We start from the raw sequence: 17,001 nt of genomic DNA on the forward strand, positions 1-17,001 counted from the left end.
CAGAGAATTCGCAGGACGCTGACGTGATGAGATCGATCTATGTCGAAGTGGGGCGTGCGTGCGAAGGTGCTGGGCCTGTGCAGCGAGGCGATGGCTGCCTGGGCGGTGGCGCTGGTGGCGTTGGTCGCCGGCGTCCTGCTGTCGGTTGGCCTGGCGCTGGCCGCCCAGGCATTCTACAAACAGCAGTTGCGCCAGCGCTTCGAGCTGCTGGCCAGCGAGCGCCATAGCCGCATTGCCGAGCGTTTCGATGACCAGGAACAACGCCTGGATGGCTTGCGGCGATTCTTCACCTACTCCAATGAAATCACCCCGAACGAGTTTGATGGCTACGCCCGGCCTCTGCTGCAGCGGACCCAGGCTTATTCCTGGGCACCACGGGTCGAGGCCGGGCAACGGCGCGAGTTCGAGCGTCAGGCGAGCATCTGGTTGGGGCAAAATTACCTGATCCGCGAGGTGGATGGCGCAGGTAATTGGCGCCCATCGCCACGGCGCGACCATTACTACCCGGTGCTCTACACCCAGGCCGACCATCTGCAGGGGCAACCCTACGGCCTCGACCTGCGCAGCCAGCCGGCCCGCGAGCAGACCTTGGCGCGGGCACTGCAGCCCGGCAGCATGGCGGTTTCCGAACCGCTGGACATGCTCAGCGTCGCCCCCGACTTTACTCGTGGGCTACTGATGGTAGCTCCGGTGTTCTCCGATGCACGGCCTGATGACCCGCCGGCGGGTTATGTCATGGCCTTGCTGAACATGCGCCAGTTGGTCACCGAAGGCCTGCCGGTCGCTGCGAATGACAACCTGGTGGTCCGTATCATCGACCCTAGCGGGCGAGATGGCCATGAAGTGCTGTTCGATTCGCAGAACCCGGTGGCGGCACTGGCCTTGGTCAGCACGCAGTTGCTGCACCTGGCCGACCACCATTTCCAGCTCGACATTCGCCCGAGCCAGGCATTCATGCAGGCCAACCAGTCTGCCGCCGTCCTGTCCGTGGCGCTGCTCGGCGGTTTGCTGAGCCTGTTGCTGAGCGCGTTGCTCTACAGCCTGTTCAGCCAGCGCCAGCGGGCCTTGACCCTGGTCGAGCAGCGCACGGCGGAGCTGCGGGTCAGCGAACAATCGTTACGCGATACCCACAACCAGTTGCGCAGCGTACTGGATGCCGCAACCCAGGTGGCCATCATCGCGACCAGTCTCAAGGGCGAGGTCAGCACCTTTAACGCCGGTGCTGAACGCATGCTGGGCTATTCGGCCAGTGAAGCCGTCGGGCACCTGCAGCTGGAAGACCTGGTGATGCCTGAAGAGCTCAGCCATCGCGCCCATGCCTTGAGCCTGCGTTATGGGCGGCATATCGCCGGTGGCCAGGCGATGTTCGCCGAAACCATCCAGGACAGTGGTGGCGAACCGGGCGAGTGGACCTTGGTGCGCAAGGATGGTAGCCATTTGCTGGCCAACATGCTGGTCACCGCCGTGCTCGACGAGCAGGGGTTGTGGGTCGGCTACCTGGCGATCTGCATCGATGTCACCGAGCGGCGCAGGGTACACGAGGCGTTGGCCCTGCGTGATCGCTTGCTGGAGAAGCTCAGCGCGGAAGTGCCTGGCGGGATTTACCAGTACCAGCTGGATGCCGATGGTCACTCGTGCTTCCCCTATGCCAGCCAGGGGCTGTTCGACATCTACGAGGTCGACCTGCAGTTGCTGCGCGAGCATGCCACGGCGGTATTCGAACGCATTCACCCCGATGACCTGGAGCGCGTGCGCCGTTCGGTGCGTTACTCCGCAGAACACCTTTCACCGTGGCGCGAAGAGTACCGGGTATGCCTGCCGCGTGCCGGCTTGCGTTGGGTGCGCGGCGAAGCGACGCCGGAGCCTGGCGAGGACGGTTGCACACTGTGGCATGGCTACCTCACCGACATCTCCGACCTCAAGGGGGTCGAGGAGGAGTTGCGGACACTGTCGGTGACCGACGCGCTGACCGGCATTCACAACCGCCGCTATTTCCAGGAGCGGCTCAAGGTCGAACTGGACCGCGCTCAGCGTGATGAGCTGGACCTGGCCGTGATCATGCTCGACATCGATCATTTCAAACGGATCAACGATCAGTACGGCCATGCCGTGGGGGACCACGTGCTGCGCAGTCTGTGCCAACGGATCGGTCAGCGCTTGCGTCGCACCGATGTGTTCTGCCGGTTGGGTGGGGAGGAGTTCATGGTGCTGTGCCCGGGCAGCAATGCCGAGCAGGCGCGGATGCTGGCGACGGAGCTGTGGCACGGCGTGCGCAGTGTGCCGGTCGAAGGGGTGGGCAAGGTGACGGCGAGCTTTGGCGTGGCCGGATGGCGGCAGGGGGAGGGGGCCGATGCTTTGTTGTTGCGGGCGGATGCCGGGGTGTATGCGGCCAAGCAGGCAGGCCGGGACCGGGTAGAGTCAGAACTGGCCTGATGGCTGCCCCGGCCTCTTCGCGGGACAAGCCCGCTCCTACAGGATTTGCGCCATTTTTTAAGATTTGGGCAGTATCTGTAGGAGCGGGCTTGCCCCGCGAAGAGGCCGGAACAGGTTATCGAAGCATCATTGCGCGGCTGCCGTCGCGCTGTTGTTCAGCTTCGGCTGGCGATACAGGTCCAGCAGCACCTGATCGAGCACCTGCGAGGCGCCCCATGGCTTCGGATCGTTGAGGATCGCCGCCACTGCCCAGGTGTTGCCGTTGCTGTCGCGGCTGAAGCCGGCAATCGCCCGCACGGTGTTCAAGGTACCGGTCTTGATGTGCCCTTCACCGGTCATGGCGGTGCGCTTGAGGCGTTTGCGCATGGTGCCGTCCATGCCCACCAGCGGCATCGAGCTGATGAACTCGGCCGAGTAAGGGCTGTTCCACGCCGCCTGCAGCAGCGCCGCCATCTCGCGGGTGCTGACCCGCTCGGCACGTGACAGCCCGGAGCCGTTCTCCATCACCAGGTGCGGCGCGGTGATGCCCTTCTTCGCCAGCCACTGGCGCACCACGCGCTGTGCGGCACGGGCGTCGTCGCCATCGGCGTCGGTGCGGAACTGCGCACCCAGGCTCAGGAACAGCTGCTGGGCCATGGTGTTGTTGCTGTACTTGTTGATGTCGCGGATCACTTCCACCAGATCGGGCGAGAAAGCTCGGGCCAGCAGGCGTGCGCTCTTCGGCACGTTCTCGATGCGGTCTCGGCCCTGGATGCTGCCGCCCAGTTCGTTCCAGATGGCCCTCACCGCGCCGGCAGCGTAGGTCGGGTGGTCAAGCAGCGACAGGTAGGTCTGCGAGTTGCAGCCATCGCCCAACTGGCCGGTGACGGTCACGCTGATGCCATCGGCCTGGGGCACCGGGTTGTAGCGCACGTCGCCGCTGCACTGCTTGGAAGCTACGGCCTTGACCTGGTTGTCGATGCGGATGCTGGCGATCGGTGGCTCGACCGCGACGGTGACCTTGCCGCCGTCGTTGCGGGTTACGAAGCGCAGGGCCTTGAGGTTGATCATCAGCGAGTCGGGCTTGACCAGGAACGGCTTGTTGACGTCGCCACCGTCATCGTCGAACTGCGGCAGGTTGGGTTGCACGAAGTGGCTGCGGTCCAGCACCAGGTCACCGGTAACGGTGCGTACGCCATTGGCGCGCAGGTCGCGCATCAATAGCCAGAGCTTTTCCATGTTCAGCTTGGGGTCGCCACCGCCCTTGAGGTACAGGTTGCCATTGAGCACACCGTTGCTCAGGGTGCCATCGGTGTAGAACTCGGTTTTCCACTGGAAGGTCGGGCCGAGCAGTTCAAGGGCCGCGTAGGTGGTCACCAGCTTCATGGTCGATGCCGGGTTGACCGATACGTCGGCGTTGAACACGGTGGCCGAGCCTGGGCCGTTCAGCGGCAGCATGACCAGCGACAGTGCACTGTCCTGCAGTTTGTTGGCCTTGAGCGCCTGCTGGACTTTCGGCGGCAGGGAGGTGTTGACGGCAGCGGCCTGGCTGGGCAATGCAAGCGGCAGCAGCAGGCCGGCGAGAACGAGGGGGCGGAGCTTTTTGATCATATGGATTAAATACCCTGCGGACGAGGGAAAAAGACAATGGGGCTGTAAGAGATGGTCACCCCAGGATGAAATATAGAGCGCATTATGCCCCAAGCGCAGCGTTCATGCGCCACGTTCGACGGAAAAGCGCCTTTGTAGCGTGGAAACTGGTAAAGTGCCGCGCGTAATTACTCAAGAGGATTGTTTCATGGCTACCAACCGTTCCCGTCGTCTGCGCAAGAAGCTGTGCGTTGATGAATTCCAGGAGCTGGGTTTCGAACTGAACCTGGGTTTCAAGGAAGACCTGTCTGACGAAGCCATTGATGCCTTCCTCGACGCTTTCCTGGCAGAAGCCATGGATGCCAACGGCCTGGACTACGTCGGCGGCGATGACTTCGGTCTGGTTTGCCTGGCCAACCGTGGTTCGGTCAGCGAAGAGCAGCGCGCCACTGTCGAAGCCTGGCTCAAAGGCCGCAGCGAACTGACCAACATCGAAGTCAGCCCACTGCTGGACGCCTGGTATCCGGAAAAGCCGATCAACCCGGCTTCCTGATCTGTGCTTGAGCGGCGCCCCGCGCGGGCGTCGCTCAGTCAAGCGCTGGTCAGTTCCCTGGCCAGCGCTTTCTCCACTCGGCGCATATGCCGAGCCAGTACCTGGCGCTGCAGTTTGATGCAGGCTGCAGACGAACGTTCTTCCTCCAGGGCCTTGCAGGCCTTCATCATGCCCTTGGCTTCCAGCAGCCGTGCCGCGCTGAGGATCTTGTGCGCCTGCTCGCGAATCTCGGCGGCCTGATGGTGCGGATCAAGGTCCATGAGCATTGCCAGATCTTCCTGCAGGCTTGTGTGCACGGCGGTGAGAAAACGAGCACGACTGCTGGCGTTGTTGCCGACGATGCCAGCCAGGCCTGCCAGGTTGAACAGTGGCGCAATGGCTTGCCGTCGATGGGGCGCAATCTTGGCCAGGCGTTGGCTGAGTGTACGCAAGCTGATGGGCTTGAGCAGGCAATCGTCCATGCCGGCGCTGAGGCACTTTTGCCTGACTTCGGGTTGCGCGTTCGCCGTGTAGCCGAGGATGACGCAACGCGGGCGCCCGCTCTGGCGTTCCTCGCTGCGCACGGTGGTGGCTAGCTGGTAACCGTTCATGTGTGGCATGTTGCAATCGAGTACCAGTACGTCGAATGGTACGTTCCGCCATTTGTCCAGGCCTTCGCGGCCATTGCTGGCGCTGGCATGGCTGAGCCCCAGATAGCTCAGTTGCTGCGCCATCAATAGCAGGTTGGCAGGGTGATCATCGATGACCAGCACTTTAAGGCCGGGGGCGGGAGCTTCGACCTCTTCGACTTCAAAAGCGGGGCACGCCGGGGCGTCGACGCGCTCCAGCGGCATCAGCAGGCGAACCTGTGTGCCCAACCCCGGAAGGCTCTTGATGCTCAGGTTGCCACCCATCATCTCGCACAGGCTGCGGCATATAGCCAGGCCCAGCCCAGTGCCTGCACGCGCACCCGGGCTGTGCGGGTTGGCCTGGACGAACGGGTTGAACAGCCGCTGCAGGTCATCGTCATGAATGCCGATGCCGCTGTCACGTACTTCGAGCTCCAGGGTTGGGGGGGAGCCAGGGCCTTCTTCGCGCAAGTGGAGCGTGACGTGTACTTGCCCTTGCTCGGTGAACTTGATGGCATTGCTGACAAGGTTGGACAACACCTGCTTGAAGCGCAGTGGGTCGAGCAACCCATGGCAGCGAGCGCTGGGGCTGATACTGATGTCAAGGGCCAGGCCTTTCTGCCGGGCCTGACCATCGAATACGCGGCCAACCGACTCGACCAATACCGCGGGATCGACTGCTTCCGGGCTGAGGGACAGGTGGCCTGACTCGATACGCACGATATCCAGGATATCGCCGATCAGGCCCAGCAGGTCCCTGGCCGAGTGATGGGCGACTTCCAGCGAGGCGGGATCCGCCTGCCCCTGCAGGGCGCGCCTCAATGCCAGTTCGAGCATGCCGATGACCGCGTTCATCGGTGTGCGGATTTCGTGGCTGATGGTGGCAAGGAAGGTGCTCTTGGCGCGATTGGCGTCGTCGGCCAGGCGTTTGGCTTCGCGCAGCTCCTGAACCAGCTTGCGGCGCTCGCTGATGTCGATCCAGCCGCCGATGATCCCTTGCACTTCACCCAGCGAATCACGATAGGGCAGGATCCAGTGATAGATGGTAATTTCACGATCCCGCAAGCGCAGAGGGCGGTCGATGATCAGCGGCACGCCGGCAGCCATCACCTGTTGATAGTCTGCCTGGATCTGGCGGATGTTCTCGGCGCCCGCGAACAGGCTCTCATCCAGACGCCTGCCAATCACCTCTTCAAGGCCGGACTGGACGGCTTCGAGGTAGCTGGCGTTGCAGCTTTGCAGGCGGCCTTCCCGGTCGCGGACGTACATGGGGTGTGGCGTACCGTTGAGCAGCGCCCCCATGAACTCCAGCTGATCGTTCAATGCACGTTCGGCGCGCTGGCGCTGTTTGATCTGCCCCCGCAGGCGGGCGTTCCAGATCAATGCCAGCAGCAGTAACACGCCAGTGCCCAGAAGCACTTTCAGGATCAGGCGTCGCAAGGTTGACCAGCTGGCGTCTTCATGCAGGTCGTAGCCACGCCAACGGTTGTTTATGACCCCAAGCTCTTCCGGTGAAATACTCAGCAGGGCCTTGTCGAGGATCGAGGCCAGTGGCATGTCCTGATCGCGGGTGGCCATGGAAAAGATGGCCGGCTCGCTGCCCACCGTGCTGCGAATGATCAGGTTGGTATTGCTGGCCAAGGCGTGGTTGGCATCAATCAATGGGGTGATCACGGCGTCGACAGCGCCACTGTTGAGCAGTGCCACGGAATAAAAGGGGCTCTCGGTATCGATCCAGCCAATCTGTGGGAAACGGGTTGTCAGCAAGTCGTCCAGGTTGCTGTAACGGGAAATGGCAACCCGGCGCCCGTTCAGTTTCTCCAGTGAACCGTACTGCTCATCCTGGGCGCGGGTGACCAGTACATGTGGGCTTTCGAGGTATGGCCGGCTCAGGTGCAGGCGCTTGTCGGTGGAGCCGTCGCTGGCAAGGGCGGCGATCATGCTCACACGCCCGCTCTCCAGCCGGGCGAGCATATCGGCGATGCCATTGGCCCGCTGTACCTCAAAGCGCAGGCCGGTACGCAGGCGTATCAGGTCAAGCAGGTCGGCCGTTATCCCGCGAAAATGGCCATTGCCATCGAAATAGGACAGCGGTGACGCCGTTTCATCGATGGCGACCTGCATGACCGGATGGCTGAGCAGCCAATGCTCTTCCTCGGGGGTCAACTGAAGCTGGCGATCACTTAGCAGCAGCTCACTGCCAGCACTCCAGCGCTTGAGAATACTGGTGCGCACGGCGCCGGACTGGCGGTCGAGGGTTGCATTGACCAATTCCTTGAGCTGCTCATCCTCGGCGCGCATGGCAAAACTGAAACCGAAGTTCTCGTGTTGACCGAAGCTGGCGATGCGCAGGCGTGGCAGGTGGCCACGATTGAGCTGATAGTGCGTCGAAATGGTATCGCCGAAGAACACGTCGGCCTGGCCAAAAGCCACGGCATTGAGGGCCTGGGTGGAGGAGCCGAAAACCAGGACTTCGGCCTTGGGGTAGGCGGCATGAACTACCTCCTGGGGCAAGTAGTGGTAGAGCATGCCCAGGCGCATGCCATTCAGGCCGCCACTAAGGGCACGCGGTTCATCTTCCCGGGTGACCAGCACGGGTTGGTCAACCGCATAAGGGTGTGAAAGCGTCAGTCCTTCGGTTGCCGCTTCATAACCATTGGCGCTGCCGAGCAGGTCGATCTCTCCACGTTTGAGCGCCTGTAGCGCCGCCTGCCTGTGGGGATAGCGCATGACCTGGATCGGCAGGTTCAGTGCTTTGCTGATCAGGCTGGCATATTCGGCGGTGAGACCTTGGTAGATCTGCCCGCCACTGGTGATGTCAAAGGGTGGATAGTCGGGCGCCGAGGTGCCCAGGATCAGGGCTTGCCGGCCCTGCAGCCAATGCTGTTGTTGCTCCGTCAGTTGCGGGCTCAGTGGCATGGTTGAAGAGCGGGCGAGCAGCGTAAAGGGCACGACTTCATGTGATGAGGCCTGTACCAGATTGCAGGCCAGCGTCAGGACAAGCCCGAGGCAGGCGATCAATTGCACCATTGACGACCTCAGACCAGCGCGTTGCGTTTGGCCATTTCGATCAGGTCGACCAACGAGTCGACCTGCAGCTTCTGCATGAGTCGCTTCTTGTAGGTGCTGACGGTCTTGTTGCTGAGGAACATCCCTTTGGCGATCTCCTGGTTGCTGCGGCCTTGGGCGAAAAGTTGCAAGACCATAAGCTCTCGGTCGTTAACGAGTCGGAAAAGTCGCAAATCAGAGTCTGCTGTTTCGTGATTGCTGTGAATGGCCTGGCTGGGGAAATAGTTGTATCCGGCGAGTACGGCCTTGATAGCACTGAGCAGTTCGCTCAAGTCTTCCTGCTTGCATACATAACCCGCCGCGCCCGAGTGCATGCAGCGCACGGCGAACAGCGCCGGAGACTGTGCAGTGAGGATCAGGACTTTGAGCGGCAGGGCCATGGCCTGGAAGCGCGAAAGGACCTCTAGGCCGTCGAGCTTGGGGATGCTGATGTCCAGAATGACCAGCTCAGGTTGAGATTCACGAATCATCTGCATGGCTTCCACACCGTTGTCCGATTCGCCCACTACCTTGTAGTTCTGATTCTCGAGCAACATGCGGACAGCAAGGCGGATGACAGGATGGTCATCGACAATAAATACAGTATTCATGTACAGGTTTCCTGCGGCGGATGACGGAGGCAGGAGGCACCTTACCCCAGTTGCAAGTCGGCAGGGGGACGCAGTCGGAAGATTGGCTATATATGGGAAACGGCTTACAGCTAAGATCAATTTCGGCTACGAAGTGTAAGGATATGCTTCGCTGTTGAAGGTGTTTTGCTAACTTTTCATTGGCCTGTGTAGTTGATGTTTAATGAACTGGGGTTGTTTGTAGGAAGTTTCTTAACGTCAAAGGCGTCGCTCGGTACTGCTACCGGGCGACGCTGACGTGACTTCAGGTCGGGCTCGAGCGCCCGGTCATTTCCCGGGCCATCTCGCTGGCATAGCTGTCGGTCATGCCGGCGATGAAATCGATCATGCGCAGGAACGCCTTGTGCAGCGAGTCTTGCGGGGTGGGTGCGTTGTTACCGATCAGATCGAGCACGCGGCGGCTCTTGAACGAAGGGGTGCGTCCGCCGTGCTGTTCCAGAGCGGCACCGCAGAACGTGTTGAGGAGGATTTCCAGCGTGGTATAGGCGCCAATCTCATGCAGCGTCTTGCGCTTGTCCTGGAAAATCTTGTTGCGTGCCATGTCCTTGGCCTGCAGTACGCAGCGCTTGGCCGGGCCGTGCATGTGCTCGACCAGGTCACCGCTCAGGCGCCCGCCCAGCAGTGCCTGCTGCTGCTCGACGAAGGCGCGCGCAGCAGCGTTGGTCAGATGCTCGATCGCTTTGCCACGCAGTATGGCCAGTTTGCGTCGCCGGGAGTCGGCAGGGCCAAGCTGGCGATAGGTTTCCGGCAAATCGTCACCGACTAGGTCGAGCAACAACGCCTCGACTTCGGCGTAGTCCAGCAACTCCATCTCTACGCCGTCTTCCAGGTCGATCAGGGCGTAGCAGATGTCATCTGCCGCTTCCATCAGGTAAACCAGCGGATGGCGTGCCCAGCGCTGTTCTTCGAGCAGCGGCAGGCCGAGCTTGCGGGCGATCTGTTCGAGCAGTGGCAGCTCGCTCTGGTAACAGCCGAACTTGTGCTTCTTGTACCCGAGGGCATCGGCATGCCGGGCGGTCCAGGGGTATTTGAGGTAGGTGCCAAGGGTCGCGTAGGTCAGCCGGGTGCCACCATCGAACTGGTGGTACTCGAGCTGGGTGAGTACGCGAAAGCCTTGGGCGTTGCCTTCGAAGTTGAGGAAGTCGGCGCGCTCGTCGTCGCTCATGTCGTCCAGCCAGCCACGCCCGGCGGCCTGCTGGAACCAGTGGCGAATGGCGTCTTCGCCGGAGTGGCCGAATGGTGGGTTGCCAATGTCGTGAGCCAGGCAGGCCGACTGCACGATCATGCCCAGGTCGCTGGGCTCACACCACTCAGGCAGGCTGTCGCGCAGCGTTTCGCCGACGCGCATGCCCAGCGAGCGGCCCACGCAGCTGACCTCCAGGGAATGGGTCAGGCGCGTATGGATATGGTCGTTGCTGGAAACGGGGTGGACCTGGGTCTTGCGCCCGAGGCGGCGAAACGCCCCTGAGAAGATGATCCGGTCATGGTCTTTGTGAAAGGGGCTGCGGCCGAGTTCTTCGGCGCTGTAGAGGGCTTTGCCGAGGCGTTCGCGGGTGAGCAGGGTGTGCCAGTCCAAGGCGCGGTCTCCTGTCGATCGAGGGGTATAGCTTCCGGTGTCGTGAGCAGGCGTGCAAGGGGCAGATAGGGACCGGCCCTGTGGGATCAGGGCCGGTAGGCGATCAAGGGCGACGGTTGCCCTGCAGGTAGAGGCGCACCAGTGGCAGCAGGCTGGTTCCCAGGCGGACCAGGCGGCTCAGGTTACCGCTGCGTACCCCTTTGCCGGTGAGAAAACCCAGCGCCACGACGGCACCGATGCCCCACAAGGGGGCATGCTTGATACCCAACCCGTCATGAAGCGAGCTGCCCATGCCTCGCAGGCGCTGCAAGGGTTGCAGCAGCTGCCCGGACTCATGGCGAATTTCCTGACGGTGCATTTCCATGCGCAGGCGCAGCAGCGCCTTGCGCAGTTCCCGTGGGTTACGGGTATTCGGTAGTTCCGGCAGGCTCATGGCAACAGGCGCTCCCGATCCTTGGCCAGTTCGTCGAGAGTCGCGCCAAAGGGGGACGACTCATCGAATACGGCAGCTTTCAGGCGCAGGCCGCAATACAGCGCCGCCACGCCATAGAAGACGCACAGGCCAATGATGCCAGCCAGGCGATAGCTGTCCCACAGCAGCACCAGCAGCAAGCCGGACAAGGCCGTCAGCAGCAGCAGCGCGAACACCAGTGCCAGGCCGGCAAAAAGCAGCAGGCTCAGGGTGCGTGCTTTCTGTTCCTGCAGCTCGATGCCGAACAGTTCGATGTGGCTGTGCAGCAGCCCCAGCAGCGCCGCGCCCAGGCGTTTGCCCGAGGCGCTGGTGCCAATGCTGTCATTCTCCATGGGGACTCCTCAGCGCCGATTGGCCAGCAGGCCGATCAACAGGCCGACCCCTGCGGCAATCCCGATGGCCTGCCAGGGGTTTTCCTGGACGTACTGTTCGGCGCTGCCGAGCGCTGCCTGGCCGCGTTCACGCACAGAGTCTTGGGTCAGTTGCAAGGTTTCGCGGGCCTGGGTCAGGCGCTCGTGGATCTGCTCGCGCAGCTCGTCGGCCTGGTCGCCCGCCAGGTTGGCGGTATCGGCCAGCAGTTTCTCGGTATCGCGGACCAAGGCCTGGAAGTCAGCCATCAATATCTCTTGTGCAGTCTTTGCCGATTTGCTGGCCATTGGGCTCTCCCTATGCAGGTGTGCAGGTATGTAGGTCATTCGAGTGACTGGGTGTGTGGAAGGTTCACTAGAGGGCTGGTATGGGCCTTGCTAATGAAATCTGCCACAACGCGGGGCGTAGCCCGGGGCGGTGCGCCGAACCAGGGCGTCGCCCCTGATGGATACCGATAAACCTTAACCCAATCCACGACAAACCCAAGAAAAAACCACGCAGGCTGCGCCCGGTTCGGCAAATCAGGGCAAAAGCTGGCACCGATTCGGTGCAGGGATGCAGATTCTTGAACTGTCCTGGTGCCTTTTTAGCAGGTCTGCCACTTTCATGGAAAACATGCACAGCGCCATGGACTCCCTCGTCCACGGCTCCAATACCCTGTTCATCCTCATGGGCGCCATTCTGGTGCTCGCCATGCACGCCGGCTTCGCGTTCCTCGAAGTGGGCACCGTGCGCCACAAGAACCAGGTCAACGCGCTGTCAAAGATCCTCAGTGATTTCGCGATCTCCGCGCTGGTGTATTTCTTCATCGGCTACTGGATCGCCTATGGCGTGAATTTCCTCCAGCCAGCGTCGCAACTGGCAGCTGACCACGGTTATGCGCTGGTCAAATGCTTTTTCCTGCTGACCTTCGCCGCCGCGATTCCCGCGATCATCTCGGGGGGGATCGCCGAACGTGCGCGGTTCGCGCCGCAGCTATGTGCCACGGCGTTGATCGTGGCGTTCATCTACCCCTTCTTCGAGGGGGTGGTATGGAATGGCAATCTGGGTGTGCAGGCCTGGCTGCAGGCCCGTTTCGGTGCGCCGTTCCATGACTTTGCCGGCTCGGTGGTGGTGCATGCCATGGGCGGCTGGCTGGCGCTGGCGGCGGTGCTGTTGCTGGGTGCGCGGCGCGGGCGCTATCGGGACGGTCGGCTGGTGGCCTTCGCACCGTCGAGCATTCCGTTCCTGGCGCTGGGCTCGTGGATCCTGATCATCGGCTGGTTCGGCTTCAACGTGATGAGTGCCCAGACCTTGCAGGGCGTCAGCGGCCTGGTGGCGATCAACTCGCTGATGGCCATGGTCGGCGGCACCCTGGCGGCCTTGCTGGCCGGGCGCAACGACCCGGGCTTCCTGCACAATGGCCCGCTGGCGGGTCTGGTGGCGATCTGTGCCGGCTCTGATCTCATGCACCCCATCGGTGCGCTGGCCACCGGCCTGGTGGCAGGGGTGCTGTTCGTCTGGAGTTTCACGGCTGCGCAGAATCGCTGGAAGATCGACGATGTGCTCGGTGTCTGGCCGCTGCACGGCTTGTGCGGCCTGGCGTCCTGGTCGCACTGATCGGTGGTTTTGCCGTGTATGGCCTGATTCGCCAACTGCATGGCCTGCGTTTGAGCCATGAGCAGGAGTTCCAGGGCGCAGACCTGTCGCTGCACCGGATCGGTGCCACCAGCCAGGATTGAGCAGGGTCAGGTGCAGAGTGGGCAGGACAGACTTAGAATAAGTCTCTTCCTACAGCCAAATCGGTTCTTGCCCTCCATGCTGCCTGAATGCCAACTCTTCGGTACCGTCGGGTGCCACTTGTGCGAAGTGGCCGAAGCCGTGCTGATGCCCTTTGTTGAACACGGCTTGCTGATCGAGTTGGTCGATATCGCCGATGACCAGGCGTTGTTCGAGCGGTACGGATTGATCATTCCGGTGTTGCGGCGCTGCGATAATTCGGCAGAGCTGCACTGGCCATTCGATGCCGAACAGGTAGTGGCCTTCCTCGCCCAGTGACGGGCAGCGGGAATGCTTGCCCTCGTGTATGGCCTGCAGGCCAGGAATGAAGATGACGAACCGTTGAATGGTCATCGGTCCATTTTGCATCTTCATCGAGAGCCCCGCCATGCTGATCACGCCACATTTCGCCCTGGAAGAGCTGATTACTTCGCAAGTTGCCGCGAGAGAAGGGTTGGACAACACCCCTACGCCTGAAGTCTTGAGTAATCTGCGGCTGCTTTGCCAAGCGCTCGAGCAGGTCCGAGGGTTGTTCGGTTGCCCTATCATTGTCAGCAGCGGATACCGCAGTGCGGCGGTCAATGCGCGCGTCGGCGGGGCGCGAGGCAGCCAACACGTGCAAGGCCTGGCTGCGGATTTCACGGTGATCGGCGTCGATAACCGGGAAGTGGTCAGGCAGATAAGCAAGAGTGATGTGGCGTTCGACCAGTTGATCCTGGAATTCGACCGCTGGGTTCATCTGTCGGTATCAACGGCCGCACCGCGCGGCGAGGTGCTGACCATTCGCAAGGGTACGGGCTACCTGCCAGGCTTGCAGTAGCGTTCGAGCCGATTGACGGCGCGGTGTCGCTCTTCGTATGCTGTATATAAATACAGTATCGAGGTGAACTCATGCTCAACGTCGAGCAACTCAAGTACAGCGTCAACCGTATGCCGGTGGAGCGGGTGTGCGACGCCGTGCTGGAATTGCGCCTCGAAGGCCTGGTCACCGACGACCGTACGCCGTTCGGCAAGGTGCATTTCAACACGTGTTTTGCCGAGATCGAGGCCTTGTTCCAGCGTGCCGGTTACCACCGTGGGCTGGATGTCGTGGGTTACCAGGGCCTGGTCTATGCGCTATATGACCCTGGGCGCTGGGAACCCGTGCAGGTACTGCGTTGGTTGAAGGCGCATAGCGAGGGGGTGATCGAGGCTGGTTGAGGCGCCGGGCTTGGGGGATAATGCCCGGCTTTGATTGCTCGAGCCCTGCCATGACCACGTCTTTCGACCCCGCCCACCAGCAAGCCAGCACGGTCTGCCTGCCGCCCGGCAATTGGGAGACGGTACTCGATTGCTTGTGCGACCATTTCAAGGCCATTGAGCGCGCGCAGTGGCTTGACCGCTTCGCGCGCGGCCGGGTGCTCGATGCCGAGGGCAGGGCGATTGCTGCCGACTTGCCCTACCGGCGCGGTATGCGTCTTCACTATTTTCGCGAGGTGCCCAACGAGCGGCCGATTCCGGTGCAGGAAACCATCCTGCATGTGGATGAGCACCTGGTGGTGGCCGACAAGCCGCATTTCCTGCCGGTGACGCCAACCGGTGAATACGTCGAGCACACCCTGTTGCGCCGCCTGATCCGACGCCTGGGCAACCCGCACCTGGTGCCGTTGCATCGCATCGACCGGCACACCGCCGGGCTGGTGCTGTTCTCCGCCAATCCGCAGACGCGCAGCGTGTATCAACGGTTGTTCCCTGAGCGGCGGATCGACAAGCGCTATCAAGCCATCGCTGCCGCTTTGCCGCAGCATGCATTCCCCTTGGTGCATAAGAGTCGCCTGGTGCATGGCGAGCCGTTCTTCCGCATGCACGAAGTGGCAGGGGAGGCCAACAGCGAGACCTTTGCCGAAGTGCTCGAGAGGCATGGTGAGATGTGGCGCTACGGGCTGTCGCCAGTAACGGGCAAGACGCATCAGTTGCGAGTGCACATGGCGGCGTTGGGGGCGGGGATCTGCAATGACCCGTTCTATCCCGAGTTGCTCAAGGAACAAGACGACTATCAGCGGCCGTTGAAGCTGCTGGCGCAGAGCTTGCGATTTGCCGACCCGTTGACCGGCGAGGAGCGCTACTTCGAGAGCAGGCTGACACTGGACTGGTGAGTGTTGCGGCCTGTACCGGGCTCTTCGCCAGCAAAGCGGGGATGAGCCCGGTACAGGTCGGCAACCGACCTAGCGGTTGAATCGCTCCACCAGCGAATACTGGCCGCCGGCAGTGCTGGTCAGCTCTTCGCTGAGAAGCGCCGAATGCTGCGCCTGCTCGGCTGTCTGGTCGGCCAGTTGGGCGATGGTGCTGATGTTGCGGCTGATCTCGTCGGCCACTGCAGTCTGCTCTTCGGTGGCGGCGGCGATCTGGGTCGCCATGTCTGTGATATTGGCCACTGCTTCGCTGATGCCGACCAGTGCCTGGTCGGCCTGCATGACGCGCTCGACGCCTTCCTGGGCCTGGCGGTGGCCGGTTTCCATGGTCAGCACGGCGTTGTTTGCCGTCTGTTGCAGTTTGGCGATCAGGCCGTGGATTTGCCCGGTCGATTCGGCAGTGCGTTGGGCCAGCTGGCGTACTTCGTCGGCGACTACGGCGAAACCACGGCCCATCTCGCCGGCACGGGCCGCTTCGATGGCGGCGTTGAGCGCCAGCAGGTTGGTCTGGTCGGCGATACCCTTGATCACATCGACCACACCACCGATCTCGTCACTGTCCTTGGCCAGTTGGGTCACGGTCTGCCCGGTCCCGCCCACGGCGCTGGACAAGCGCTCGATGGCATCCCGGGTTTCCCCGGCGATCTGACGGCCCTGGCTGGTCAGGCGGTTGGCTTCCTGGGTGGCGTCAGCGGTGCGTTGCACGTGGTTGGCCACTTCCTGGGTGGTAGCGGCCATCTGGTTGACGGCGGCGGCGACCTGTTCGGTCTCCACGCGCTGGCGCTCCAGGCCCGAGGAGCTCTTGTGCGCCAAGGCATCGGACTGGCGGGCCTGGTCGCTGAGGTGCTCGGCGCTGTCCTGCAGGCGGGTCAGGCAGGTCTTCATGCGCGCGTCTTGGCTGAGCATGGCCATCTCCAGACGTGCCTGCACGCCACGGCTGTCGGTGTACATCTGCGCGATCAGCGGGTCGGAGGTGGTCTGCTCGGCCAGGCGCAGCAGGCGTTTGAGGCCGCGCTGCTGCCAGCTCAGGCCGAACAGGCCGAGCGGTACCGACAGGCCGGCGGCCAGCGCGAAGCCCCAGGAGTGGCCGAGCCAGTTGCCAATCAGGAAACCGACCTGGCTGACCAGGATGAACGGCAGCCAGTCCTGGAGTACCGGCAGCCAGCGATCACGGCGCGGGATGGCAGTCTTGCCGTCGTTGATGCGCTGGTACAAGGCCTCGGCACGGCGGATTTGCTCGGCGGTCGGTTTGACGCGCACCGACTCGAAACCGACGACCTGGTTGTTCTCGAAAATCGGTGTGACGTAGGCGTTGACCCAGTAGTGGTCGCCGGATTTGCAACGGTTCTTGACGATGCCCATCCACGGCAAGCCTTGCTTGAGGGTTTGCCACATGTGGGCAAACACCGCAGTCGGCACATCGGGGTGGCGCACCAGGTTGTGGGGGGCGCCAATCAGCTCTTCACGGGTGAAACCGCTGATCTCGACGAACGCATCGTTGCAGTAGGTGATCACACCCTTGGCATTGGTGGTGGAGATCAACCGTTGTTGGGCAGGGAAAGTCCGTTCCCTTTGGGTAATCGGCTGGTTGTTGCGCATGAGCTGAATAGTCCGTAAGGCTTTCGACAGATATCGGCAAGCCACTGGTTTTATTGAATGGATATTTAAATTACTTGATCTGGGGCAATTGGCCATCAGCGCGATTGCAGTATGGGCGACCGCCGTCCAGTGCTGGGAAGGGGCAGTTTGCTTGCGTTCATGACCGTTAGATGACAGTTAGAGCCAATGATGACC

At 62.0% G+C, this 17,001-nt stretch carries 14 protein-coding genes and 1 pseudogene; 7 read left to right on the forward strand and 8 right to left on the reverse strand.

From position 1 onward, the window contains the following. The first annotated feature begins 39 nt into the window (after positions 1-39). On the forward strand, positions 40-2,433 hold the full coding sequence (locus tag BGP85_RS21665; protein ID WP_103449783.1) for a sensor domain-containing diguanylate cyclase: 2,394 nt from the start codon (positions 40-42) through the stop codon (positions 2,431-2,433). 126 nt (positions 2,434-2,559) lie between these two features. On the opposite strand, the gene dacB is transcribed toward BGP85_RS21665, so the two are convergent. Continuing rightward, positions 2,560-4,023, reverse strand: a complete 1,464-nt coding sequence (gene dacB, locus BGP85_RS21670) for a D-alanyl-D-alanine carboxypeptidase/D-alanyl-D-alanine endopeptidase (RefSeq protein WP_103449784.1) — start codon at positions 4,021-4,023, stop codon at positions 2,560-2,562. A 187-nt stretch (positions 4,024-4,210) separates the two neighbouring features. Here dacB and BGP85_RS21675 point away from each other — a divergent pair, with 187 nt between their 5' ends. Beyond that, on the forward strand, positions 4,211-4,555 hold the full coding sequence (locus BGP85_RS21675; RefSeq protein ID WP_085674884.1) for a YggL family protein: 345 nt from the start codon (positions 4,211-4,213) through the stop codon (positions 4,553-4,555). 38 nt (positions 4,556-4,593) lie between these two features. On the opposite strand, the gene BGP85_RS21680 is transcribed toward BGP85_RS21675, so the two are convergent. The 6 genes from BGP85_RS21680 to BGP85_RS21705 all read right to left on the reverse strand — a co-directional run bounded on the left by BGP85_RS21680 (position 4,594) and on the right by BGP85_RS21705 (position 11,565). Next, entirely contained in the window at positions 4,594-8,193 is a 3,600-nt protein-coding gene (locus tag BGP85_RS21680) for an ATP-binding protein (protein WP_103449785.1), read from the reverse strand. An 8-nt stretch (positions 8,194-8,201) separates the two neighbouring features. Next, positions 8,202-8,822, reverse strand: coding sequence for a response regulator transcription factor (locus BGP85_RS21685; RefSeq protein WP_103449786.1), 621 nt, complete (start codon positions 8,820-8,822; stop codon positions 8,202-8,204). Positions 8,823-9,105: 283 nt separating this feature from the next. Continuing rightward, the gene (locus BGP85_RS21690) at positions 9,106-10,437 is read right to left on the reverse strand and encodes a deoxyguanosinetriphosphate triphosphohydrolase (protein WP_103449787.1); all 1,332 of its coding nucleotides are present in this window, start codon (positions 10,435-10,437) and stop codon (positions 9,106-9,108) included. A gap of 103 nt (positions 10,438-10,540) precedes the next feature. Beyond that, on the reverse strand, positions 10,541-10,870 hold the full coding sequence (locus tag BGP85_RS21695; RefSeq protein WP_103449788.1) for a hypothetical protein: 330 nt from the start codon (positions 10,868-10,870) through the stop codon (positions 10,541-10,543). Next, positions 10,867-11,241 carry a phage holin family protein gene (locus BGP85_RS21700; protein ID WP_103449789.1) on the reverse strand — a complete coding sequence of 125 codons (375 nt, stop codon included), beginning with the start codon at positions 11,239-11,241 and terminating at the stop codon, positions 10,867-10,869. The genes BGP85_RS21695 and BGP85_RS21700 overlap by 4 nt, the downstream gene beginning before the upstream one ends. Positions 11,242-11,250: 9 nt before the next feature. Then, the gene (locus BGP85_RS21705) at positions 11,251-11,565 is read right to left on the reverse strand and encodes a DUF883 family protein (protein ID WP_103449790.1); all 315 of its coding nucleotides are present in this window, start codon (positions 11,563-11,565) and stop codon (positions 11,251-11,253) included. A 319-nt stretch (positions 11,566-11,884) separates the two neighbouring features. Here BGP85_RS21705 and BGP85_RS21710 point away from each other — a divergent pair. The 5 genes and pseudogenes from BGP85_RS21710 to BGP85_RS21730 all read left to right on the forward strand — a co-directional run bounded on the left by BGP85_RS21710 (position 11,885) and on the right by BGP85_RS21730 (position 15,171). Further along, a pseudogene (locus BGP85_RS21710) lies at positions 11,885-12,999 on the forward strand (ammonium transporter). A 76-nt stretch (positions 13,000-13,075) separates the two neighbouring features. Further along, complete coding sequence (locus BGP85_RS21715) at positions 13,076-13,315, forward strand: glutaredoxin family protein (RefSeq protein ID WP_103449792.1); 240 nt, start codon at positions 13,076-13,078, stop codon at positions 13,313-13,315. A 109-nt stretch (positions 13,316-13,424) separates the two neighbouring features. Further along, positions 13,425-13,856: a D-Ala-D-Ala carboxypeptidase family metallohydrolase gene (locus tag BGP85_RS21720; RefSeq protein ID WP_103449907.1), complete on the forward strand. Its 432-nt coding sequence runs from the start codon at positions 13,425-13,427 to the stop codon at positions 13,854-13,856. Positions 13,857-13,927: 71 nt separating this feature from the next. After that, positions 13,928-14,236: a transcriptional regulator gene (locus tag BGP85_RS21725; RefSeq protein WP_103449793.1), complete on the forward strand. Its 309-nt coding sequence runs from the start codon at positions 13,928-13,930 to the stop codon at positions 14,234-14,236. Between the two features lie 50 nt (positions 14,237-14,286). Next, complete coding sequence (locus BGP85_RS21730; RefSeq protein WP_103449794.1) at positions 14,287-15,171, forward strand: pseudouridine synthase; 885 nt, start codon at positions 14,287-14,289, stop codon at positions 15,169-15,171. Positions 15,172-15,240: 69 nt separating this feature from the next. On the opposite strand, the gene BGP85_RS21735 is transcribed toward BGP85_RS21730, so the two are convergent. Then, on the reverse strand, positions 15,241-16,806 hold the full coding sequence (locus BGP85_RS21735; protein WP_103449795.1) for a methyl-accepting chemotaxis protein: 1,566 nt from the start codon (positions 16,804-16,806) through the stop codon (positions 15,241-15,243). Positions 16,807-17,001: the final 195 nt, after the last annotated feature.

This window comes from Pseudomonas putida (genome assembly GCF_002906855.1).
Lineage (GTDB): Bacteria > Pseudomonadota > Gammaproteobacteria > Pseudomonadales > Pseudomonadaceae > Aquipseudomonas > Aquipseudomonas putida_N.